Annotated in this window: 19 protein-coding genes; 5 read left to right on the plus strand and 14 right to left on the minus strand. The window is 42.5% G+C overall.

What is annotated here, in order from left to right; translation table 11 throughout:
* Positions 1-431: 431 nt before the first annotated feature.
* Both ACW73I_RS09165 and ACW73I_RS09170 read left to right on the plus strand, forming a co-directional pair.
* Complete coding sequence (locus tag ACW73I_RS09165) at positions 432-674, plus strand: helix-turn-helix domain-containing protein (RefSeq protein ID WP_458028970.1); 243 nt, start codon at positions 432-434, stop codon at positions 672-674.
* Between the two features lie 449 nt (positions 675-1,123).
* Positions 1,124-4,192, plus strand: coding sequence for a hypothetical protein (locus ACW73I_RS09170; protein WP_458028971.1), 3,069 nt, complete (start codon positions 1,124-1,126; stop codon positions 4,190-4,192).
* Between the two features lie 687 nt (positions 4,193-4,879).
* On the opposite strand, the gene ACW73I_RS09175 is transcribed toward ACW73I_RS09170, so the two are convergent.
* From ACW73I_RS09175 to ACW73I_RS09195, 5 genes are all read right to left on the minus strand, one after another.
* Complete coding sequence (locus ACW73I_RS09175; RefSeq protein ID WP_458028972.1) at positions 4,880-5,803, minus strand: hypothetical protein; 924 nt, start codon at positions 5,801-5,803, stop codon at positions 4,880-4,882.
* 271 nt (positions 5,804-6,074) lie between these two features.
* Positions 6,075-8,270 carry an SF1B family DNA helicase RecD2 gene (recD2, locus tag ACW73I_RS09180; protein WP_458028973.1) on the minus strand — a complete coding sequence of 732 codons (2,196 nt, stop codon included), beginning with the start codon at positions 8,268-8,270 and terminating at the stop codon, positions 6,075-6,077.
* 6 nt (positions 8,271-8,276) lie between these two features.
* On the minus strand, positions 8,277-8,822 hold the full coding sequence (locus ACW73I_RS09185) for a hypothetical protein (RefSeq protein WP_458028975.1): 546 nt from the start codon (positions 8,820-8,822) through the stop codon (positions 8,277-8,279).
* A 171-nt stretch (positions 8,823-8,993) separates the two neighbouring features.
* Positions 8,994-9,284, minus strand: coding sequence for an antibiotic biosynthesis monooxygenase family protein (locus ACW73I_RS09190; RefSeq protein WP_458028977.1), 291 nt, complete (start codon positions 9,282-9,284; stop codon positions 8,994-8,996).
* 216 nt (positions 9,285-9,500) lie between these two features.
* Positions 9,501-10,127 carry an LON peptidase substrate-binding domain-containing protein gene (locus ACW73I_RS09195; protein WP_458028978.1) on the minus strand — a complete coding sequence of 209 codons (627 nt, stop codon included), beginning with the start codon at positions 10,125-10,127 and terminating at the stop codon, positions 9,501-9,503.
* 342 nt (positions 10,128-10,469) lie between these two features.
* Here ACW73I_RS09195 and ACW73I_RS09200 point away from each other — a divergent pair, with 342 nt between their 5' ends.
* The gene (locus ACW73I_RS09200) at positions 10,470-10,781 is read left to right on the plus strand and encodes an integration host factor subunit beta (RefSeq protein ID WP_458028980.1); all 312 of its coding nucleotides are present in this window, start codon (positions 10,470-10,472) and stop codon (positions 10,779-10,781) included.
* A 294-nt stretch (positions 10,782-11,075) separates the two neighbouring features.
* Positions 11,076-11,471: a group I intron-associated PD-(D/E)XK endonuclease gene (locus ACW73I_RS09205; RefSeq protein WP_458028982.1), complete on the plus strand. Its 396-nt coding sequence runs from the start codon at positions 11,076-11,078 to the stop codon at positions 11,469-11,471.
* A 211-nt stretch (positions 11,472-11,682) separates the two neighbouring features.
* On the opposite strand, the gene ACW73I_RS09210 is transcribed toward ACW73I_RS09205, so the two are convergent.
* The 7 genes from ACW73I_RS09210 to ACW73I_RS09240 are packed head-to-tail and all read right to left on the minus strand — an operon-like array spanning position 11,683 to position 21,764.
* Positions 11,683-12,537 carry an HNH endonuclease gene (locus ACW73I_RS09210; protein WP_458028983.1) on the minus strand — a complete coding sequence of 285 codons (855 nt, stop codon included), beginning with the start codon at positions 12,535-12,537 and terminating at the stop codon, positions 11,683-11,685.
* Positions 12,521-14,110 (minus strand): AAA family ATPase, encoded by a 1,590-nt coding sequence (locus tag ACW73I_RS09215; RefSeq protein WP_458028984.1) that lies wholly within the window; start codon positions 14,108-14,110, stop codon positions 12,521-12,523. Before ACW73I_RS09215 ends, ACW73I_RS09210 begins: the two co-directional genes overlap by 17 nt.
* Before the next feature lies 1 nt (position 14,111).
* The gene (locus ACW73I_RS09220) at positions 14,112-17,174 is read right to left on the minus strand and encodes a type I restriction endonuclease subunit R (protein WP_458028985.1); all 3,063 of its coding nucleotides are present in this window, start codon (positions 17,172-17,174) and stop codon (positions 14,112-14,114) included.
* 9 nt (positions 17,175-17,183) lie between these two features.
* Positions 17,184-18,293, minus strand: coding sequence for a restriction endonuclease subunit S (locus ACW73I_RS09225; RefSeq protein WP_458028986.1), 1,110 nt, complete (start codon positions 18,291-18,293; stop codon positions 17,184-17,186).
* A complete protein-coding gene (locus tag ACW73I_RS09230) occupies positions 18,280-19,827 on the minus strand; it encodes a type I restriction-modification system subunit M (protein WP_458028987.1) in 1,548 nt (515 codons plus the stop codon). The genes ACW73I_RS09225 and ACW73I_RS09230 overlap by 14 nt, the downstream gene beginning before the upstream one ends.
* A 6-nt stretch (positions 19,828-19,833) precedes the next feature.
* Entirely contained in the window at positions 19,834-20,265 is a 432-nt protein-coding gene (locus tag ACW73I_RS09235; protein ID WP_458028988.1) for a hypothetical protein, read from the minus strand.
* Positions 20,262-21,764, minus strand: coding sequence for a type I restriction-modification system subunit M (locus ACW73I_RS09240; protein WP_458028989.1), 1,503 nt, complete (start codon positions 21,762-21,764; stop codon positions 20,262-20,264). The genes ACW73I_RS09235 and ACW73I_RS09240 overlap by 4 nt, the downstream gene beginning before the upstream one ends.
* Before the next feature lie 806 nt (positions 21,765-22,570).
* On the opposite strand from ACW73I_RS09240, the gene tnpC reads away from it, so the two are divergent.
* Positions 22,571-24,007 (plus strand): IS66 family transposase, encoded by a 1,437-nt coding sequence (gene tnpC, locus ACW73I_RS09245; protein WP_458028990.1) that lies wholly within the window; start codon positions 22,571-22,573, stop codon positions 24,005-24,007.
* Here the strand turns inward: tnpC and ACW73I_RS09250 are convergent.
* Together ACW73I_RS09250 and ACW73I_RS09255 are read right to left on the minus strand one after the other, a co-directional pair.
* A complete protein-coding gene (locus ACW73I_RS09250; protein ID WP_458028991.1) occupies positions 23,964-24,401 on the minus strand; it encodes a DUF6933 domain-containing protein in 438 nt (145 codons plus the stop codon). The two genes, tnpC and ACW73I_RS09250, sit on opposite strands and share 44 nt — an antisense overlap.
* 33 nt (positions 24,402-24,434) lie before the next feature.
* Positions 24,435-24,725, minus strand: coding sequence for a hypothetical protein (locus ACW73I_RS09255; RefSeq protein ID WP_458028992.1), 291 nt, complete (start codon positions 24,723-24,725; stop codon positions 24,435-24,437).
* Positions 24,726-24,733 lie beyond the last annotated feature (8 nt).

The raw sequence follows: 24,733 nt of genomic DNA on the forward strand, positions 1-24,733 counted from the left end.
TATATAGATAAAACAAATTTTCTTAATTGGTTCCTGAGTCAAAGGGAAAAAAGGTAAGCATCTCTTTAGATCGCATAAAACTTAAATTTACAGAGTTTAAAGCTTATTCAACCGATGGCAAAAAGTGATAAGTCGTGCGATCTATTAATGCTTAGCAAAAACTATGTGTGGCGTAATTTTTCTTTGTTCTCGCTAAAACACTTGGCAAGTATGTTAGCGCCGATAGGCGTCGTAATGCTCATCAGTCGTATGGGAGGGTGAAATGAATACATTGTAAAACAATTAAATTAATCCTTACGAATTCCTTGTTCTTTGGTGCCTACAATCCGTTCTTTGAGGATGAATTTGCTTCAAATTCAAATACGGATTAATGGTAGCCAAAGTTCAGAATGAAAGAAATTATTATTTACTAATCGCTAAAGGTGAAAGCCATGAGTAACCAAGCTATCGATGACATTTATATTAGCGCAGCACATGCGGCAAAAATTATTGGAGTCTCAGATAAAACTCTTGCAAATTGGAGAAGTAGCGGCGCAATAGATCTTCCGTTCTACAAGCCGATTGGCAGGGTTAGGTACAAAAAAGCAGAAGTGCTTGAATTTATGGGAGCTTGCCCGGTAACTAGCACGGCACAATTAAAATCCTTGAAGGATGATTCGGATGAAGACTCATAGCTTCCAAAAGTTGTGGCGCTAAATGACGGAATTAGCATTGCAGCAATACCAGTGACATTGACTGCATATGAGAAAATTTCATAAATGTTTGGCGCCTCGGTCAAATTATTGATGATGCTCCCCGACTAAGTCGGGGATGATCCAACCCAACTAACGGTAACAGGAAATATAAAGGCTAGATGGTAAATTCGACATTAATAGGCTTGTTACTAAAGCCAATAATTCAGGTAGTAACCGAATCCGCTCAAATTGCGATAGTCCCTAAAAGTAATCAGAGGCATTAAATCATCGGAACGAAACGACTTTGATATTTAATCGGAGTATTTGCTCAGTCCTTTTTATGCAATGTGTTTCACCAACCTCTGGCAAAAAACTGTTACTAATTTTTTAGCTGCCCTTTTGCATTACATCCTGTGGTGTGGTGGACACACATAGCCTGAGTTATTTTAATGAAAAGCAACATCCTTAAGATTCACAAAGTTCAAGGTATCTATGCCAAGCACGTTCGTCCAGATGTGCGCAAGAAAAAAATCCGGGTGACTAATTTTGATAATGTCCAAAGCGGAGGAATGACAACAGAACAGGTCACTATTGCCAGCTTTATTAAGCGATTTTTAAAAGTAGAGGTTAAAGAGCATACGTTAAAGCATTATCAGGATAAAACTAAACGCGAACAAACTGTTCTTAAAAATGGTCCGTGTTATTCGCTAGCAAGTTATGGAAGCGATAAAGGCGAAGGCAAGACCTATAGAAATACTGCAAATGTCAGGAAGTTATATGGAATTAGTTTAGATATTGATAACAAGGAAGAAGGTAACGTACTGACGATTGAACAAGTTCGTGCTGCTTTTCCAGATATTTTCAACATTATTTATACAACGCACACTTCTTCTGATAAGCATCCAAGACTACGAGTGATAATCTTTTTTGTTAAACCAATTAACAAGGATGACTACGCTAATGTATTCGAATATTTTTCTACGAAGCTTGGAAATGCGGTCGATTCTCAGACAAAAGATCCTTGTCGACTGTCTTTTTATCCATCTTGCCCAAAAGATCAAATTGATCACTATCACGTTGAAGTCAACGATGGTGCTCTATTTGATACTTCTATTGTTCAAAATCAATCATCGAAGCCAAAACAAGCGATACCAAATAAGCAGTCTAACCCCAAAACTGTCTCTAAGTGCCCTAGAAAGCAGATAGTCAACTTAAATAAACTGGAGATACCAAAAAGCTTAAAAAAGCTAATTAGGGGTGGATATGATAGTCAAAAATACCAATCGCGATCGGAATATGTCAACGATGTGGTAGTCCAGCTAAACCGGTATGGAGTATCGGATGAAAACATATTCAGTATTATTCTGGACTCTAAGTTCGACTTGAGTGCACGTTATAGCTCTTCGGATCAGGTTTGGAAGGATATACAGAGGATTGTTACAAAGGCTTCAGTCAACGATTATGGGTTAATTAGGGATATGCCTCCTTATTACCAAATGCCTCAGTACCTGGAGCCCGAACAAGCCTGTCGTGAAATTCGTAAGGCTATTCGCGCATATTATCGGAGCCAAAAAGACAATTGTTCACACGTTCTTTCAATCAAAGCTTCGGCAGGAGTTGGTAAAACTCGTGAAGTCATCGACAAGATTGTCGAAATTACGAACGATGATGGATTCGTTGAGGTCTATCTACCGTCCATTAAGCTTGCCAAAGAATTCAAAAAGCGCATTCAACAAGCACAGGAATTTACAGGGAGCGTCAAAATTCTATATGGCCGCGATTCGAAAGATGCCCCTGAAGGTCATTGTCCAAAGCGGAAAGTTGCAACGTCATTGTCGAAAAATAACGTCCCGCTACCCGATTTGCTTTGCAGAAATAATGACAGCACTGAATTTTGCACGTTCTATGATGAATGTGGCTATAGGAAGCAATATACTAAATCCGCAGCTGTAGCGATTTACACCCATCAACATCTTTTTTTGAAGCGGAATAGCGACGAACGGAAAAGAAAACCGGATTTACTCATTATTGATGAATCATTTTGGCGAGCTGCATTAGAGAGTACCGAAATTAAGCCGTCCCAGATTGCATCATTAAAAGTACCTAATTGCATCAAGCAAGCATTACTAACGGACGATCTCTATCATGAACTTAATAAGCATGATGATAGCCCATTTGACTTAGTCATAACGCAATTAGCGGAACTGAAAAGTAAACGAAGTAAATGCATTAAGTCAATTACTCCTAAAACCATGCTCAAGGCAGCTGTTCAGTCAAGTAAGAAAGCGAACAATTACCAAAAGAGCATTGTGTTACTCGAAACGTTAAAAGCCGATTATGAGCGAATTAACCAAGGATTGGCGCCGATTTTTCTATACCGGCAGGTAAGCAAAAAGCGTATTGACCAGAGTGATGGAGATACTGTTGCTTGGCATTGCGTACAGAAAAGGAAGAAATTGGAACGTATATATTGGACTCTTCCAGACCGTTCCCAAAAGCTAATTCCAACAATTTATATTGATGCCGATTTAGATTCCGAAATTGCGGATGTCTTTTTCCCTGCCCACGAATTCAAAGAATATTATGCCAAGCGTCAGTGCCGCCTTTGGCAGTATGTATCGGCAACTTTTTCCTATACAGCCTTAAAAAGGGATAATTCAGAGTTACTGGCAATAGCGCAAGATCGCATTAACTTCGTTGCAGACTATTTTTATGACTCCGAAAAAGATAAAAACGTTCTAGTGATTACGTATAAAGGATTATTAGATGAACAAAAGCTTGAGCTACCTGATAATTGCACAGCCATATACTTTGGAAGTTATCGGGGAGTCGATAGATACAAGAATTATGATGCCTGTGTCGTGATTGGCCGATTTTATCCTCCAATAGATGCCATTGATCGGTATGGGATAGGATTATGGTATGACCACGATCAGCCGCTTACACTGGGTAATGTCGTAAAAATACCAGTTGGCTACCGGCTTGTCGGTAAGAAGCAAATAGGCGTTCCTGTTCTATTTCCTGCTGATCATCGTTTACAAGTAATCACTCGGCAGGTGCGCGAATGTGAAACCCTGCAGGGCATCGACCGATTGCGTTTGATACATTTCGATTCTAGGCGTCCAATTATCAACATAAGCAATGTTCCACTTGATATCGATGTGTATCAGCTGGTATTTGGGTCTAGGGCAGAAATCAAAATTAATCGGATCGTAAAGAAGGCTGAAAATAACGTTATCAGTTTGCACTCTAAATATTTATATCGTGATTACGACGACATGTTTGCATCGGAAGATGATACTAAAAAAACTGTTCAGCGGTGGAAGGATCTATTTCAAGATGAAGACAACCATGCTCGAATATCAGGGCGAGATTATGTGGTAAGTAAATACAGTTTCAATCCTAGGGGAGGTAGGCCATCCTATTGTCTTCATAGGGCTGAAACACCCGATAAAGTTGTTGTTCGAGCATTGCAGCGCATTCACGAGAATAGTTGCAAAATTAAGTTATTCCGTTAATCACGTCAGTCTAGTGCACATTTTAGTTTAGAGACACTTTCTTATATTATTTATATATATAGACGTGTCTCTAAACTGTTGTTTTTACATGTTGACGCGAAATTGATTAGGTGGTCGCGATAATCAAGCATTTTGCTATCGGATTTAGTGTTAAACAGATTCATAGGGATATCGCTAATTGTCCATATGGTTTAAGACAGTCTTTCCTTACTTGGATTGCGCGTATCCTTCGAAAGCTAGGTAGCCAGCTGTTGTAGATAGCACTTAACTGCTACAGGGGCGTAGGCTAGTGGCCGTGAGCGGTGTAACCGCTAAACCATTCAGAGGGAATTGTAGGTAATACTTTTTGCGCTCCTATAACGCCCAGCACTTGGGCAATCACTCCACGTTAAGATGGTGAGAGTCGTGACTCACGACACGTTAAATTGGCTTAACAACTTCACAAAGATGATGGTCTGTCGTGACTCACGACAATTTAGTTGGGAGTAATGATTTGTGTTGCAAATTGCTAAGCTCCTAACACACCTCCGATATAGGTGTGCAGGCATGCTAGATTGAAGTTGGCACGATTTTGCTTCTGTGTGAGATAGTGAGGTCTTGATGCAAGACTTCCTTGTCCTGTGAAGATAAGATGCGGCTTGGAAGCCCCCCGATAGAGAGGGGGACTTGTCGGATAGTTAATTAATTTTATGATTGACTTCGAACCTCTTTTTTCAGTGCAGTAATTATTTTCGAAATTTCCTCTTTGTCTAATTTACGCAGTAGAAAATAGGCTATTTTCCCTTCAGTTTTAGGATGTTCTAATATTTTTAACGCGGCTTTCATTCTCACAATACTTAAATGAAAAAGTTTGTCTTTTTTAGCTTCTATTAGCTGAGAAGGACGCTCACGTTTAGTACCTAAATCCTTAGTGGATTTATCCTTGGTCGATGTAATAACTAAAGGAGTTTCATATATCGAAGTGTCATACGCTTCTTCTTTATTTAATTTAGCTGTATTACCTTTCGGTCGATGTTTTTTTTGATCAGAATCATCAATGGATATACGTAGTTCACCATCATGTTTATTATATTGTTCGATGGCTTCTACTACTTGTTTTTTGGTCAAATATTCATTTGATTTTGTATTGCGAGATCGCTTCTTTTTCTTTTTGTTGCTACTCTTGTTTATCTCTTCAGCAACCTTTTTAGTTTCCATGCCTAATTCAAAAATATCCTTACGTTCATCTTCTTCTGTATGATGGTATAAATAAGTTAATGCATCAACGGACATAACTCCTTGTGTAATATCTAATTCAACTTCTACTATTGCTGCATTCATATAATCATAAATAGTAGATTTATTAAGGCCGCTTTTGCGACGGATTTTTTCAAAGAGTTCAAGTTCGTCTAGTCCCAATTTTTTATAAACCTCAAAGTAAACTAAGAAAAATATAACTCTTCTAATTTCATGATGGTTTTCTTTAATTGCCTTCCCTAAATTTATAGCATGATCGACCCAGTATTTAGCTTCTGCTTTGTTGCTAGGGGGCAAGTCATACCCAATGACCGGAAGAATTTGCGAAAAATGCTCTTCGTCATAATATTCATTTGTTTTGTGTGATTTAGACATCTTATGAACCTCATAAAAGTTAAAAAAATCTATTTTATGAGGAGGTGGCTACAATACAATATGCAAATGATTTAATAGTTTTTATAATGATAAAAAAGGATAAGAAGTGAAGTTGAATTAATTTTGCTTTGAAGACCCTTGTTCGTAAATAGGGTAAATAAATCTTTTGGGTAACAACGGTAATTCAGTATTCGATGTTATTACTTGCGTTAATTAGCATTAACGTAAGTAACCTCAACGTCTAGCATGAGTCTGTCAGTATGTTGAGTGCTCACGCTTGATTAAGTCTAGCTGTGAGATGTGTGATTCGGCGTTGCGACTGTTGATTCTTGACCGCCATAGCCAGCGCTTTGGGTTGAGCGATGACGACGACTAATTGCTTGCCCCGTGTGACACCAGTGTAAAGAAGATTACGCTCTAAAAGCATGTAATGCTGCATGGCTAAAGGGATCACGACGACGGGATATTCGGAGCCTTGCGACTTGTGGATACTGGTTGCATAGGCTAATGAGATTTCATCGAGATCGCTAAATTCGTAATCGATCTCCCGGTCGTCGAACTGAATCTTGACCAAGCTGTCTTCTAAATCCACCGACTTGACTACGCCGATATCGCCATTGAACACCTCCTTGTCATAGTTGTTGATGCGATGAATGACTTTATCACCCGGCGCATACGTATTGCCGTAACGCGTGATCTTGGGTTCGCTATGGCCGTTTAATCGAGCTTGTAACTCGATATTCAACGACCGAGCACCGAGGCCGCCACGGTTCATCGGTGTCAGGATTTGTACGTCGTTAACAGGATGGAATTTGAAGCGCTGTGGTATGCGTTCGAGTACGACTTGCATCAGCTTGGCGAAGATTTCTTCAGGCGTGTCGGCATACAGGCAATAAAAATCGCTCAAGCCTTCCGTTTTCTCGGCAACTGGCATCTGGCCTTGATTGATGCGGTGGGCGTTGGTAATGATTTTCGAGGTACTGGCTTGGCGGAAGATTTCAGTCAGCCTAACCGTTGCTATCTGACCGGAATCGATAATGTCGGCCAGAACCGCCCCAGCCCCAACCGAGGGTAATTGATCGACATCGCCGACGATCAGTAACGCTGCGTCCGTTGGAATGGCTTTGAGCAACTGATTCATCAGAACGACATCCATCATCGAGGATTCGTCGATGACTAAGCAATCCAGGTCCAGAGGGTTTTCATCGTTATGTTTGAAGGCGAACTGAGTCGGGTCGAACTCGAGTAAGCGGTGCACGGTTTTGGCTTCCATGCCCGTCGATTCGGCTAAACGCTTTGCTGCACGTCCAGTCGGCGCACAGAGTCCAATCTTGATGCGTTTGGCGGTTAAGATTCTCAATAGACTGTTGACCAGCGTTGTTTTGCCGACACCCGGTCCACCAGTAATAACGGAAACTTTATGTTGCAGCACTAAACGCACTGCCACAGTTTGGGATTCCGACAACGTCATGCCGGTTTGAGCTTCCACCCAAGGAATGGCTTTATCGGCATCGATGCTGCCCCAAGGTGGCTCGCCTTGATTGAGTCGTTGCAGGTTTGCCGCACAACCGACTTCAGCCCGGTAAAGTGGCGTCAAAAAGATAAATTCGTCAGCTCCACTGATTTCACCAAACAGGTTGCCCTCTGTTAATTCCGCTGTAATGGCGTCTTGAACAATAGGCTCTGGAATCTCTAGTAGCTTGGTCGTCATGTCACATAGCGTTTTTCGTACTGCGGCACAATGACCTTCGCCAGACCACTCCTGTAGCACATGACGTACACCAGCTTGTGCTCGTATCAGAGAATTGGCCGCGATACCCAATTTCTGAGCTAATGTATCAGCCGTCTTAAAACCGATGCCATGGATATCGAGCGCGAGTCGGTAAGGATTTTCACGTACCTTTTCGATGGCTTGTTCGCCGTAGGTTTTGTAGATTCTGACCGAACGGGAAGTACCAACACCGTGCGATTGTAAGAACATCATGATCTCGCGAATCACTTTCTGTTCGGCCCAAGCACTGGTTACCCGCTCCTGACGTTTCTTGCCAATCCCTGGCAGTTCCAGTAAACGTTCGGGCGTTTGTTCGATCACATCAAATACCTGTTCGCCAAACGCTTTGACCAGCTTCTTGGCAAAGTGCGGACCGATACCCTTGACCATGCCGGAGCCGAGATATTTTTCAATGCCATCCAAGGTCGTTGGTGGAACGGTTCTGAGCGAAATGGTTTTGAATTGCTGACCATGTTGCCGGTCGTTGACCCAACAGCCCAAACACTCAATGTACTCGCCGGCAGTGACGCTTGCAGCCGAGCCAACCACCGTGATCAGTTCGCGATAACCTTTGACCTTGACACGCAACACACAGAAACCAGAGGCTTCACTATGGAAAGTCACGCGTTCAATCGAACCATGTAGCTTTTCAACGGGATTATCGGCGGAATGGGTTGCGGTTGGCTGAGAATTCATTGCACGCTAACTATCGTGATCAATGAATAGCGATTCCTGAGTGGGGTATGAATCGCATGATTCTCCATCAATCACGTAGAACAGATACTGATATTGGACTAGCCAGGTATGTTGCTCGCTGACTTTGACGGTCGCTGTCTTAGGATTTAACCGAATGACTTCCCCAAAAAACTCTTGGTTGTGCCGGTCTTTAAAGCCAACCCTAGCGCCAATTTGTAATGCCGACTTGGGAATGCCGCGTGCGTTGGGTGCTGGCTGTATAGCGGTATCTACATCATCGACATTGATATAGTAAAACGGAATGTTCCAGTTCTTTTGGTCTTTGACGTTTCTGACCAGGCAACGGGTTTTCTGAATCTTCAAAATCACGGCATCGATTAAACCATTGGCCTGAGGATCGAAATAGCTGATGGCTTGCCCCACTTTTAACTGCGCCTTGACATGCTCTACTCGCTCGGGGTTGATGAGTTCTTGATAAATAGCTGATTGGAGGCGGTGCAAATCAAACAGCGAGGCCTGATTGAGCGCTTGCAGAATTGCGGTATAGTCCATCGCAAAATCCCGTTTCAATAGTGTCGATTGTCAAAATATACTTCGATCGCTAACACTCAGGAAGATGAATTGATCGAGCGTCACTTTTGTCTCGGTACAGTTAGCTCCACACCTAATGTATCAGTTTGACCGGTTCGTTAAGCGCTCCATTCATTAGCAGCAACTATATCCCTATAAAACAACCTCGAAGCATTCGAGTTGCGGCGGGCCTATATAAATATCTTTTTTGCTCCCAGCACTTGCATGTGCTTTCCTAAAGGCTTCGGATTTTGTCCATGCTTCGAAATCGTCACGTGACTCCCATTTGGCGTGAGAAGAGAACAGCGTGAACTCGTCGTTGCTCGGCCCTTGTAAAAGATGAAATTCTAAAAAGCCAGGAACGGTATGAAGATATGAATCACGGCCTTTCCAGACTTCAACAAATTCTTGTTCGTGGCCGGGTTTGATTTTGAATCTGTTCATAGCGATAAACATCGTAACCTCGAATTGTTAGATTAATGGTCATTATGTGATTTTCGTTCCTGCATATCATCGGAGACGGGTAGATATAACCGATAACAATCAAATTAAACGATAGACCGCAACGGATTGGGTGGAGGCCTTGGCTTGGTAATGTCGATATGCTTCACTCTCGTTCAACATATCCTACGAGCCATTTTGAGCAACGATGATCAATGTTTAGACTTGCATTAAACTTTGATCGGTAAAATATTGCAAACGCTGCCAACGGATTTGTAGATCGTCTATTTCCAGTAACGATTGTTTCAAATAGGATGGCAATGGAGCGTACATGGCAAAATAATTCATCGCTAGTTCCGGGTTGTTGTGCAGCTCCGCTTCAGAATCAGTGACAATTCCGCTTTCGGTTAAGCTTTTTAAAACCGCTGTCCAAACGGGTAGAATTTCTCCTTTGCAGGTGTTTACTTCCTCCAATTTGCTCGTTTGGGCAAGCCACAGTCCGTCGGCTTGTTGGTGAATTTGATCCAGACGTTGGCGTTGCTCACCCTGTAAAGAAATAGATAACAAACCATTGGGCATTTGGCCAAAGTCTATGATTTTAGCCATGGTACCCATTGAATAAAAAATCGGCTCGTTCTGAGTGGGTGAATCGGCATTAGTAAGCACTTCCTGTTTTTCAAACCCCTCGCGCAGTAAACATACGGTAAAACCCGATCCATTTCGCAGGCACGTAGATATCATCTTGAGATAGCGCTGTTCGAATATTTGCAGTTGTAAAGTGCATTTTGGGAACAAGGGCGTATTCAGGGGAAATAGAGGTTGCTCAACGGGTTTCGGTGATGGCATAACATCAATCCTAATTGGGTTTTTATTGCTATTCAGTTCGTTTACTAGGCAAGTAAAAAATACCGAAATCAATTTTAGCGATTTTGCCAGGTATATCTAAGCAATAAATACACCAATGGAGCTGTCTCGATCTATCAGTGGGACGTAAATCCAATAGAGTGTCAATGGTGAATTCGTGTCAATAACTGGGATTATGGTGACCGGATTATTGGACCTAGTCTAAATAGGTTTTCGAGTACTCGACTGATAAAAATCCGAAAGCAATATCGGCGACGAGTATGAATCAAGCAAACCTAAATCTTTTGGCTAATCTTAGTGACAACTCCATTGCAAGCCATACTGATGACAAAATCCGAATTGATTGAAAGCCTTGTCTTAAAACTACCGCATTTACAACAACGTGATGTCGATCTTGCGGTCAATAGCCTGATTCATCATATGATCACCAACTTGGCAAATGGTGGACGCATCGAGATTCGTGGCTTTGGCGGATTTTCGATTACCGAACGTGTCGCCAGAATGGGTCGTAATCCCAAAACCGGTGAGCAAGTCAGCCTGCCTAACCGCTATACGACACATTTTAAACCAGGACTGGATTTACGCGAGCGTGTGAATTCTTCGAAGGAAAAATATCCGACAATTAAAGACCTTTAGCCGGTTAATGATCAACTAATGTCTTCTTCGATGTTATTAGACGAAAGTTGACAGTCAGATAATTTGTAATTTATCCTTTATCTATACCCCATCACGGCTCATGCGAGTCTGAGAGTAGCTTTAATACGGAAATAGGATACGACCGAAACCGTAAGGTTGGCAGCCTGAGCTATTCGATACTGTTACAGCAGTATGGTGATGTAACCGGGAGGTCTAGCAAGAGCTACCTCGGTCCGTATACAGGAGGCCACCAACGGCTGTCATACGGCATAACCTTTAATCACGGTAATGCTTATGCCTGTAAAAAATTCCAGTATCAAAGAACAAACGCTTGCTGTTCACAAACAGCTTTCCTACGAAAATCTAGTCGCCGCCTGGTTGTTGGGTGATGGTTGGGAAGTCTTAATTCCAGCTATTGATCATGGCAAAAAAACAGATTTAGTTGTTGCCGACGACACCAACTACTATCGAATTCAGATTAAAACAGTTGAGTCGAGCGACGAATCAATCAAAGTTGAGAATAAATGGAAAGGCGCCAAAATTGACTATGTCATCTATTTTTCTCGAACCGCGGAATGGGGCTATATTGCGCCCGCATTTGAGGAAAACTCTAAACGGTTGAATTCAGCTGGACACATTCGATTTCACGCCCATCCCAACAACTTTCTCAAGGCCTTCAAAAAGATTTAGCCGTCAAATAAATACGAATCAACCCTGGCTTATTAGCCGGGGTTAGATTATTGGTATTAATCTATATTAACGCTAGTAAAGATTGGGTTCCAACACTCAGCGTCATCTGACTGCGACTCTGAATTACATTAAGATCAATGTAATAGTGAATCCATCCATCGGCTTATGCAAAGTTCATCGTTTAATTCATATTTGTTTATCTAGTCATTAACTACAAAGCATTCATTAACGCCAAACACATGACCCTTTCCCAGTGATTCACAAAAGGCGATGAGTCAATGCTTGTTTGGAGTAGGGTCGTCTTAATCTCTTCAATAGTTAATCCAATCGACAAAAGGGAGTCAATTTGTGGCATCAGGGTAATTAGCCTTGCACCAGCTTCTTTAGAAAATCGAATGCTTATGTCAAAATCATTGAAATGCTTTTTAACCCTGCATTTGTCAAACTCGTCCCAATGCTCAGGAGGATTTACAAAATATTCGATAACCCCGGGTTCATTATTCCCTGGCTTATAGTTTGCAAAAACCCATTGTTCCTCAAAGAAGTGGGCACTGTCTAAATAAGGTTGAATGATCTGATCGCCAGCGGTTGTTGCAAAACCTGGTCCTTTACCATCCATGTTGCAGTCTCGGCATGAAGGAATCAGGTTTTTAGGCAATACTGAAAATTGTGGGAAATAAGCTTTAGGCAAATAGTGATCCAAATTTCGGGGTCTACCAATACCACCGCAAAAAGGGCACTTCTCATTTGCTGATGCAAGCAAAGCATCATAAATAATGCGCCCTGGTTTTTCTATACCGCGGAAGTATGTCTCATATAAGTTAACTAATTCTGACTTTCTCAGATCAGCAACCACTATTGGATCAACGTCTTTCGCATGGACAGTAGCATGTATTGAATAAAGCTCACCCACCGCCCCTAGTGCAACATAATTCGTAGCTTCATTTTCTAATGCGGCCCTACTGTCACTTAAACGATTTTTTAACGAATTGTTTCCTGTTATACCTTCCCAACAAGCATCTAATACCTTAGTGAAGTCATCCTTCGGTTCACTCAGTTGCATCATTGTTTAAACTCCTATCACGATGCGTAACTAGTGCTTTTAAAATCGCTCTGGCCTCAAATCCAAGCTGATCTTTGTAAAGATCAATAATCTCGTCATAGGAACCGCCATCATCAACTGATGCTATCAGCAAGTCATGAAAACCAGATTTCACAACCTCCAAGCCGAAAACCTCCCTAGTTAACACTCCAACGTTTTCACCAAACGTCTCTTTTTCTGGCCGTCTACAGTCAACCGATAAACCGATACGATTAATTTTCCAAACACATGATTTTGGAATTTCTTGAAGCACAACAGGTGAATGAGTCGCAATTATTGCTACACCATTTCGATCATGCAACAGGTCAGCAAGAGCTCTGACAAAAGCTGATAATAAAGGTGGATGAAGATGGCTCTCAGGCTCATCAATCAAGACTAATGTTTTTTCCTCAACGGTTGCTACTAAACGCGAAATAGTGAGGAGAACAATTGCATGACCCGAACTCATTCTGGATAAGAAAGTTTCGACATCTTCGTAATATCGTTTCCTGAATTCGTTTGAATCAATTTGTTCTGAATTTGAAGTATTTCGCAACTGTCTGTAACGATCCTCTAATCGACTTAACTCCATTGATGAAAAATTATCATCGGAACCTAACTTCTCTATCACTCGTAACCAGCGAGAAGTTTTATCTGATCTAGAAAAACAATTGACTAATGCTCTAACGCAGTCTTCTCGGAGTTCAGGTATTGTTCGATGCTTTCCGTTCACTTCACGATCTTTCAGGCCAACATAAAAATAACAAGTACCTTTGGCTGGATCAGGTTGTTCCTGAGGGGGGCTGAATGGATCAAATGCGCTAAACGATACTGAAACTAAACTACTAAAGTAATCGCTGCTAATCGCTTGTGCTTGCCACCCTTCAATATTGAAAAACTTTGCCGAAGCATTACCTTTGCTTGTAATGGCTTCAATCATGCTATTCAATAGCGTAGTTTTACCAACGCCATTTCTACCGATAATTGCGTGAATATTTGTACTGGGCGTTGAATTAACTTTTACTTTGAAATTAAGAGCAACTTCTGCTATGTTATGCTCTTTTGGCTTAACGAATTTAAATTCAAAATTTGTAAGCGGTGGTTGACCTACCAAAACTCTTGCAAACTGACCTTTGATAACAGACAGACTAACTTCCCTTAACAATGAAACACTAAATACACCTTCCTCACGCGCAATACTAATGAGATCAGGGTTATACACAATATCTCGAAGACCAGTCAGTACAGTTACTCGAATTTGGACAGGTAAGTTTGCTATTCTCCGGTAGTAATCAATATCTTGGCCTAGTGAAAAATAATTTTCTTCAAGTGCCTCAAAGCTATCCTGGAGAGTGGTATGCGTACTAATTTCTGTTGTTTGGCCTTTAAAACCAATTTTTACATTGCCAATTTCATGGTAATTACCCTCTGCATCATGAATCGACATATAAAACATTGTTACGAAAGAATAATCATTCCACCTGTCTACCTGTAAGTACACAGTATTTACACCCGTTTTTGGTATTGTGTCCCCGCGTGGAATTAAGTGAAAATTCATATCAATAATGCTCTTCGATATACCCATAAGCCTTATTAAAAAGCTCCTTGTCCTTGCCCAAACCAAATTGTGCCAAGGTCAATAGCAACGCTTTCTGAATTTCACGCGGGCCACTATTTGAATTTTGCCAGCCGTCAAAACGTGTTGCTTTAACGATCTTGTCTATTTGTTCCACAATGTCGTGAATGACTTTTGGCGTGCTATCGGGCCTTGTTTCCAGAAAGAGTTTAGTTAATGCTTGGATGTTATCTTCTTCAGTGACGACTTTTTCATCTAGCTCACGTTCCAGATGTACCGCTTGCTTTGCAGCATCCAACAATCCTTTTAGCCAATCGATAGCTTTAATAACACCTGCTTCATAATCTTGACGTAGTTTTTCCAGGCGTTCGCCTAGTGCCACAAACTTGGGATTTTCGTGACCGCGTAAACGACCCATTAAATTGATTTCTAGTTGTCTTGCGCGCTTTTCCTGCTCCTTTTCAGTCAGGACAAATACTGCGTGCTCATCCATTACCAAGTCGTCAATATCATCACGAATGCGTGTTATGTCGGTATTCTCGTGAATCATCTTTATCACTTCTGAACCAAGCGCCGCCCAAACTAAAGCACCGGTTTGTCCTACTGGGCGGATTGATTCATAAATCTGTGCCAACCACTTAAAGTCTTTACGATACGGTGCTAGAAATGGATCTGGACTAATGGCAGTCCACAGCTTATTTAACACCCCAAACGCGGCAGCAAAAGCATCACGCTTTTCATTGGTCGGTAAACATTCTTGCGCGGCCATAATGCCGTCAAACCCGTCTACCGTGCGATCAACATTGGGAAAAAATGCCAAACACTTTTCTAATTGCGGTGGAAATAGTTCTTTAAACGCCTCTATACCTTCGATAACACCTTCAATTTCTTCCGGGTTATAAGCTAAAGCAGAACGTAAATTCTCAAATACACCGAGATAGTCAATGATCAATCCCAGCTCTTTGCGGATGCCATCAGTTTCAAATAAGCGATTGGTGCGACACATTGCTTGTAGCAAAGTATGGTCGCGGAGTGGCTTGTCCAGATACATGCAATAACATATAGGTGGATCAAAGCCCGTTAATAATTTTGCGGTGACAATAATTAGTTGTAACGGATGAGTTGAGTCTTTGTAATCTTCAATCAAGTCTTTTTGTTTTTGATCATCGCCGTCGTATTGTTGCCAGCGTTCAAAATCCGCTTCCTGAACCGGCAGTTCTAATTCTTCTTTCCAACGCAGCCAATCTTTATTCTGCTTACCTTTCTTATCGCCTTCAGTGGCTTTGATGGGAGCTTGGTCAATGTTCATGACCACTTCTACCGCATCAAACCCCATTAAATTGCCCAGCAGGTAATACATCTGAACACACGCTTCGCGGTCGTAGACCACCACCATGCCTTTCATCTTTTTGGGTTTAACGTGGCTTGCAAAGTGCTCGGCAATGTCCGCGCTGATGGCCTCCATCCGTTTAGGTGCTTTCAGCAAAATTGCCAGTTTGCCGGCTCGTTTGGAAAGCGCTGCTTTCTCGTCGTCATCCAGATTGTTCTCTTCAATGAGTCGCTGAAATTCTTCGTCAATCGCTGCTTGATCAACGCGAAGTTCAGCCAAGCGCGGTTCAAACTTGACTGGATTAGTCGCGCCGTCACGAATAGATTGTTTGTAGCTGTAACGATTCATATAGCGCCCTTCGTCTTCGTCAGCGCCGAAGAGCTTGAAGGTATTGCGCTCCAAGCTTGAAATAGGCGTACCCGTTAAACCGTAAAAGTGCGCATTCGGTAAAGCCCAGCGCATTTTGTCACCTAACGAGCCTTCTTGAGTGCGATGTGCCTCATCCACCAACACGATGATGTTATCGCGTGCGTTCAAACCGTTGTGATCGTTGACGTCAATTTCAACGTCTTTAAATTTAAAGATGGTGGTAATCAAAATGCCACGACTATCTTGTTCAATCAGTTGTCCTAGCTTTTTACAACTGCGCACCTTGATCAGATTCTTTACATCCGCACCGCCAAAGGTTTCGTTGATTTGGGTATCCAAATCGCGACGATCCACTACGACCAACACGGTCGGGTTTTTTAACTCATTGTCCGCGCGTAGCATGCGAGCAGCGTAAAGCATCAGCAGCGACTTACCAGAGCCTTGAAAATGCCAGATCAAACCTTTGCGCGGATAACCGGCTTTAACTCTGTCCACTATTTGTTTGGCTGCTTCAAATTGCGGGTAGCGAGGTAATATTTTTGCTCGCTTGGGTGGTGTGTGTTTACCGGTTTTAATCGTAGAAAACAGGGCGAAGGAATGTAATAACTGCAACAACGTCTGCGGATTTAACAAGCCTTCCGCGCTATCCAATACAGACGATAACGTTAATGGGATTTCATCGCGTTGACTGGTTTTATGCCAAGGCCCCCAGTCTTTAACACTGGCGTTGATGGCACCATAAGCAAAGGTTTTGCCTTCACTGGCAAAGCACAATAGATTAGGTACAAAGAACGGTTCAACATTTTTCCAGTAGTGTTTTTGACCACCCATGAAATCCGCAGCACCGTCCTGCCAACTGATAGAAGGACGCGTAGCCGATTTGACTTCACCGACGACTAACGGAATGCCATTCACATACAGCACAATATCAAAATACACTTCAGAGGCCGCAAGGTAATGCACCTGCTGCGACACCACAAAATGGTTGTTTTCAATCGTATTAAAGTCAATCAGGTTGATGGTGACATGATCGCCATCTTGACCAAACGGCAAAGTCTTTTCCGCCATCAGCCATTCGTTAAAGTTTTCATTCGCTTTAACAAGGCCGGTATGTCTAGCTTCATAAATAACGCCGCGAAGCTTATAAATCACTTCATCGGCATAATCGGGATTGGCGGCAATATCAGGATTTAACGAACACAAAGCCGCTTTTAGCCATTCATCCACAAAGATGTCACTGACCTGTTTAGGCAGAGTATCACCGTGACAGTAATTCCAGTTTATACCGCTTATTTGTTTTAAACGGTCAATAATTCCATTTTCGGTGACGGTTTGTTCTGTGAACATTTATATTTCCTATTCAAGCGCATCTATAATACTAAGTCTTTCGTTAATTATCGCCATCTTTGTAGCTTTGAATAAAACATAGGAGTCTTCAATATGTTGAGTTGTTGCATCAACGACATCTAACACTTGTGCGAATTCAATCTGTGATTCACTATCTGGAAACTTGCACTTTAAACTATGAACCGAATTTCTATTTAAGGTAGGTACAGCAGTAGCAGCATCAAGTCTCTCTAGGTTGAGGGATTTTAAAAACCAATATATGTATTTCGGATCATTTCCTTTAAAATTCTTTACAAATAAAGTCGTATCATGTGGCCAGCAAGGCTCTTCCACAAAATATACATCACCTAATTTTCCTTTTCTTCCAGTTATTACAGATTTGCCATATAACATTGCTTCATCGTGATAATAAGAAAAACCTGATGAAGACCAGACTGGTATGTTTCCATCACTAGCATTCTTTTTTGTTATATCAAAACCTCTTTGAAGAGTTAAAAAATCACCAACTATACCAGTCTTGTAATTTTTAAACTCAATGCTGCCATTTGTTATGTTTTTAAGAAGAATATTTAATAATCTTTTGCTAGCTAGTAAAGCATGAAACTTTGCTTCTTCCACTTTGGTTAAAATATTCACTAACTCTAAGGTGGCTTGTTGCTGATCTATTGGAGGAATAAAAAACTTCTGTCTTTCTAATGTTTTCCATTTTATCGTCGGGGAAAGAGAGCCTTCAGATATGGCTATAGCCCGGCTCATAAACTGATCTGTTTGCATAAAAACAGGCAAAAAATCATGGATTATCAAATTTCCTTTTGGCCTGATAATCATGCCATGAGCAGAAAAAATACCATCAAAAGGCGAAATAGCGACTCTCTTTAGATATGCGTTTCGTTTTGCAAATAATATATCGCCTTTCAGCATCCTAATTTTTTGGCCTTTTAAAGGAACTTCGGAGCCCCATCTTTTCACTGAAAGCGAACCAGAATCTAAATGTTCTAACCCTATATACTGAACTTCATCTCCTGGCTTTGGATTTACACGCTCTGAAACATGTTTGGCAATTTCGCCAAATGTTACGATTTTCCATCCCTCGGGTAATATTATTTTATTGTTCAACACTAATAAATTCCTTTACATCAGTATTGCTATTTTCTAACATATTAGAGCTTTCATTTAAGTTTGAATCAAACCGACGAAGTATCTTAAACAATTCAATAGTCTGCTTTTTAAGCTTCACGCGGCTGATTTTCCAAGCTTCAATGGCATGTTCAATATCTTGCGCTTCGTGACCGCTATCGTTTTGCACATAGAGCGGTATAGACAGGTTGTGCTGATTAGCGCGAATATCTTCTATCACCACCAATGCCGCGATAGTGGGCTGCTTATCAGGCTCAAAGTACGCTTCAGTCAGTACACTTAGATTTTCATCGGATAAACGACTATGCGCTCGTTCGCGGGTGACTTGTTCCACGCCATTAATAAACAGAATTTTATTTTTGCGTTCTAAGGGTTTGTTGCGACGCAGCACCACCACGCACGATTCCATGGGCGAGTTATAAAACAAGTTGGGCCCTAAACCGATGACGGCTTCAATCAAATCCGCTTCAATAATTTGCTTACGAATCGCTTGCTCAGAATCTCTAAACAACACACCATGCGGCCACAACATCGCAGCACGTCCGGTTTTGGGATTTAAACTTTTGATGATGTGGGTATAAAACGCATAATCCGCACAGCCTTGCGGTGGCACACCATACAGATTGCGACCATAAGGATCAGCGGCAAACTTATCGCGGTTCCATTTTTTGATGGAGTACGGCGGATTGGCAAAAATGACATCAAACTGTTTTAGCTGATCGTTTTCAATAAATTTTGGTTCGCTGAGCGTATCACCGCGCAGCACTTCAAATTCTTCAATGTCGTGCAAGAACATGTTCATGCGAGCAATCGCTGAAGTCAGCAAATTCACCTCTTGCCCATACAGCTTAACGCTACGCCATTCCTTGTTTTGATTACGCAGTTCCATTACGCCGTTCAACAACATCCCGCCTGTGCCACAAGTCGGATCGTAAGCGGTTTCACCGGGTTGTAATTCCATGATGCGTGTCATCAAATGGACAACGGTACGATTGGTGTAAAACTCTGCTGCGGTATGACCGGAATCGTCCGCAAATTTTTTAATCAAGAACTCGTAAGCTTCGCCAAGATCATCTTGATTGACAGTGTTGATACCTAATGGAATTTTGCTGAAATGTTGAATCAGATCAGCTAACAGATGATCCGGTAGGCGCTCTTTGTTAGTCCATTGCGCATCACCAAACACACCGTGCAAGCGTTCGTTGCTGGATTCAATTAAGCGCAAAGCCGTTTGAATCGCTTCACCGATATTTTTAGTGGTATTACGCACCCCCTCCCAACGCGCTTCGGTTGGAATGTTAAAGCGGTGAAACATCGGCATCGCAGCATATTCAGCATCACCTTCGTGAATTTGCAGTGCTTCGTTGTATTCTTCCAAATAGACATCCGACAGCCGTTTATAAAACAGCAATGGAAAAATGTACTGTTTGTAATCCGAAGCATCTATTTGGCCGCGTAAATATTCCGCCGCGCCCCAAAGCAGGTCTTCTAGTTTCTTTTTGTTTAAGGTGCTCATGCGTTTTTATTTTTCATCATGGCAACCATCTGACCAAAAGTCATGTTGATAATTGCTATAGGCAATATTGGCCTTTTCTAAAACGGCCTCTGTAAATGCGGTGCAAAGAGTTGCCGTGATATTTTCATCTTTAAAAAGATTGTATCCGGCGCCATGTGTAATGTGATTGGATAATTCATTTATTAGGTAGTCTTTTTCAGATCGCGTCGCAAAACATTCATTCCAGATAAAAACTTGTATATCAAATGTCAAAGAGTGAATCATGCCTGAGACAATTTGCTCTACGTTTCGTGTTAATCGGCCGGAGCCAACAGCAATGTCTGCGCCGATTTCAACGAGCTTGTCAGAATAAATGCCGCTGTATAAATAGCCATGCGTTTTTATATCTTCGGTAATGGCATCTACAAGCGAAGAGAACCTGCTGGAGCTCTTTGTCATATTTCAAAGCCCTCTTTGATTAACAGGTCTTCAAGCTCTTGCTCCGCATGTTCTAAGGCAGCTAGTTTATTTTTAAAATCTAACAAGGCTTGTTCAACGGTGATGGTTTCTTCTTCTAACGGCTTTTGCACGTAACGGGCAATATTTAAATTGAAGTCGTTTTCTTCAATTTCAGACATATTGACCCATCGTGCGACACCTTCAATTTCCTTGGCATTCTGCGGTCCGGCTTGTTCTTGGCTTTGGTAGATTTGATAAATCTCGTCAGCTTGAGCAACTGACAATGTGTTTTGCGCACGACCTTTGGTAAAGATTTCTTCAGCGTTAATGATCAGTACATGACTTTGATGTTCATCCGGACGTTGTTTTCTGAGAACCAGAATGCAAGCGGGAATACCGGTGCCGTAAAACAAATTCGTTGCAACGCCAATAATGGCTTCAATCCGATTTTCTTCCAGAAGTTTTTTGCGGATTTTGCCTTCCGCTCCACCACGAAAAAGCACACCATGCGGAAGTACTACGGCCATGCGCCCGTTATCGTTTAACGATGCAAACATGTGCTGTACCCAAGCAAAGTCGCCATTGGTTTGCGGTGCTAAACCAAATTGTTTACGTCCATAAGGATCGTTTTGCCATAGCTCGTAACCCCATTCTTTCAAGCTGAATGGTGGATTGGCAATAACGTTGTCAAAGGTTTCTAGCTTATCGCTTTTGATGAACTTGGGATGACGTAAGGTATCCCCCCGCACAATGTCAAAGTCTTCCATGCCGTGTAGAAATAAGTTCATGCGGGCAATGGCTTCGGTGGTGAGATTCTTTTCTTGGCCTTTGATTTTTAATAAGCGAGGATCACCACCATGTTCTTTAACGTGATGGATGGTTTCCAGCAACATGCCACCTGTACCGCAAGCAGGATCGTAAACACTTTCGCCAGCTTGAGGGTCAAGAATGTTGACCATCAAGCGAACAATGGTACGAGGGGTATAGAACTCGCCTGCTTTTTTATTGGCTTTATCGGCAAAGCGTTTAATCAGGTATTCGTAAGCGCGACCCATGTCATCATCGCGAACACTGGATACACCCAAATTGACTTTGTTGAAATGATTCAATAACGTGCCCAGCAATTCATCTGAAAGCCGTTCTTTATTGGTCCAACCTGCGTCACCAAAAATACCGTGTAAGCGTTCGTTTGCCAGTTCTATACCGCGAAACGCTTCTTTAAGCGCTTGACCGACATCTTTGGTTTTATTGAATACGTGCCGCCAATGACATTGTTCTGGAATTTGAATGCGGTGAAACATATCGCCTTTGGCAAGCTCTGCGTCACCGATTTGTTCTAACGCTTCTGCAAATTCCTCGTCGTACACATCGCATATACGCTTGAAGAATAATACCGGGAAGATGTATGTTTTATAGTCTGAGGCGTCAATTGGGCCGGTAAGGATATGCGCGGCATGCCAAAGATGGGCTTCTAAGTCCTTTAATGTGATGAGAGTCATAAAGCATCCATTATCGCTTTATAAAGTAAAGCGGTGCTAAAACATTTATCCATGCGAATTGCTGCAAGTTAAACAGCTATCTTGGCACGGCTGATTTGCCTTATATCTTACCAGTTATGGAAATTAGGCAACAAAAAGAGAAGGTAGGTGCCATATTGCCACAAAAAAAATCCGGCACATTGGCCGGATTTATGAGGAGGAAGTTATTGCAATAAACTAAACATCTCTGCAATGAAGATAGAATATCAATGTTCTCTAATATTTTGGATGTGACATGTTGTCACGCGGCAAGTTGCCGCAGAATAGGTTCAATGGCGCCTGGTTCGGGCGATGAATCAATCGGCAGTTGCCTTGTTTAGGTATCAGTGTGTGGTTGGAGTATATGTTTAACCTCCGCTCACCATTCAATTTTTTGTCGCTCTAATCCAAATAAATCGTGTACTTCATGAATGGCATAAGTATCAATCATACCCATAACCACCCGATTCATTTTCTTAATGATCTCTGGTAGACGTGGGCTGTGAACGCCTTCATCTTCCAAATGGCACAAGGTAACTACTCACCCCCTTTCCCCAAGAAAAAAAGCCAAAAAAGACTTGACAGGTTTTTCGATACAGAAAAGCCGTTTTCCGGGATAGCGGCTAATACCCCATCAATTCACCAGTTCTATCACGCCCAAGCGATTTCGTGAGGGTTACGCAAGGCGTGTTTCAAAATTCTGATTTCCGGTCGTTCAGTGAGCACTCTGAAGGTCGAAAAAAGGCCATGCGATAATAGCGTCATGAAAACAGACGTAGTTATGGTGAATGGCAGCCCTCGATAAATCCTCAGTTCGACAGGAACTCGATCGGGTAAAAGCCGATTTTGAAGCGCTCCGGGCAGCCGGTAAAGTCACGCCGGAAAGCCTGGCGGTAATGAACAGTCTGTTTATGATCGTTGAGCTAATCTTGGCGATTTTCCTGGAAAGGACGACCCGGAAGGATAATCGGAACTCCAGCCTGCCTTCGTCGCAAACCGGTCTGGATGAATCGGCCCTCATATCAGGCAGCCAAGGTAAAGGCAAACAGCTGGATAAACGGAGCGCGATCAATTCGCGTACCGTGGAAACGGTCAGTGTGTCAACGGTGACGATCTGCGAGGTGTGCGGTGAACCATTAACGGAAGTGCCTTGCCTTCATCATGAGCGCCGCACCAAAATCGATATCGTATTCGAGAAAGTGGTCGAGCACGTCGACGCCGAGGTCAAGGTCTGTCCCCGCTGCCACGCTACGGTGAAAGGACGGTTTCCCGATGGCTTGGTCGGGCCGCTGCAATACGGCGATGGCCTGAAGGCGTTCGTGATCAACCTGTTGGTCGGTCAAATGGTCGCCTTGAACCGGGTTCAACAGCTGATCGGGGTCATGATGGACAAAGTGATTGCCGAAGCCAGCTTGCTGAACTGGGTTTTGCGTTTACATCAAGCGCTGGAGACTTGGGAGCAACAAGCTATTCAACAGCTATTGGCGACCCCCGTGATGCATGTCGATGAAACCTCGCTGCGGGTCGACCGGAAAAATCAGTGGATTCATGTTTATGCTTCCGGTGATGTTACCCTCAAGCGGCTGCATCGAAAGCGAGGCAAAGCCGCGATTGAAGCCATTCATATCATTCCGCGTTATGGTGGAGTGATCATTCATGATTGCTGGGCTTCTTATTTTGCGTACGAGGATTGCGAGCATGGCTTATGCGGCTCGCACTTGTTACGCGAGCTGACTTTTATCGTGGATGCTCATCAGTATCGCTGGGCGAAAAACATGAAACGGCTGTTACAGGAGACTTGCATTCAAGTCTCCAAAAAGAAGGAGAAATGTCTGTCCGACCAGGAACTGGCTAACTTGCAAAAACGCTACCGCGCGATTCTCACCCGGGGCGAAAAGGAATTGCCCCCGATTCCGCCCAAGCCCAGCGGCAAGCGCGGTAAAATCGCTAAATCCGATGCCCACAATTTGTGGGAGCGATTGAAAGCCCATGAAATCTCCGTGTTGCTATTCGCCCGGCATCCTGCGGTTGCGTTTACCAATAACCGGGCTGAACAAGATTTGAGAATGGCTAAGGTCAAGCAAAAGGTCTCCGGCTGTTTTCGGTCTGAAGAATATGCCCAGGCCTATTGCCGGATTTCGAGTTATTTACAGACCATGGCCAATAAAGGCTACAACCCGCTCACCGCCATTCAATTAGCTTTGGCCGGAAAGGCTTGCGAATGAGGGGCGAGTAGTTACGGCACAAGTAGAAAAAGGCCAACTCGTTTAATGAGCCCAATACCCGTCGGCTATTGGTGTTAGCAAACCGAACATCTGCGAAATCATCCATCAGCTTGTGAATAAAGGTCTGGTCGAATCCTTCTTCCGCTAATACGCAATGCAGGTATGATTTAAACAGTTCGATCAGTTGGGCTGTATCAAGTTTAGGAATGTCGGTAATTAAAAAGTTAAAAAGAGTTTGATCGTTAGCCGCCAGTAGACAGGGGCGACCATCAATCTCGATTAAATTGAGGAACCACGAGCAAAAATTAGATGTTTCGACATTGGGATCAACCAAGTCGGTCTTTTTCAATTTGATAGCCGTTTGCAGCTTTTTGGTACAACGCAATACCAGCATTTTTACTTTACACCGCGGTAGTTAAATACGAGCTTAATCTTCATGAGCCTCAGGCTCTGGGATTTCAAACACCCTAACTTTATATTTCGCAGACAATACGCCCATTACCTTCTGGACAAGTAGGCCGTTATGAGCAGACTTGATCTGATGTTTCATTGACGTAAATGTATCTATTTCCACTTTGTCTTTGCCATCGGTAATCCATATCCACGAATCGCCTTGATGCCCGTATTGAATATCTGGGAAGATTGATTGTATAAATTCGACCAACTCGTCGTGGAAATCCGAATAATGCTCAGGGTATTCCAGTTCTGCAAATATCATAAGGTCCT

This window comes from Methylomonas sp. MgM2 (genome assembly GCF_054172045.1).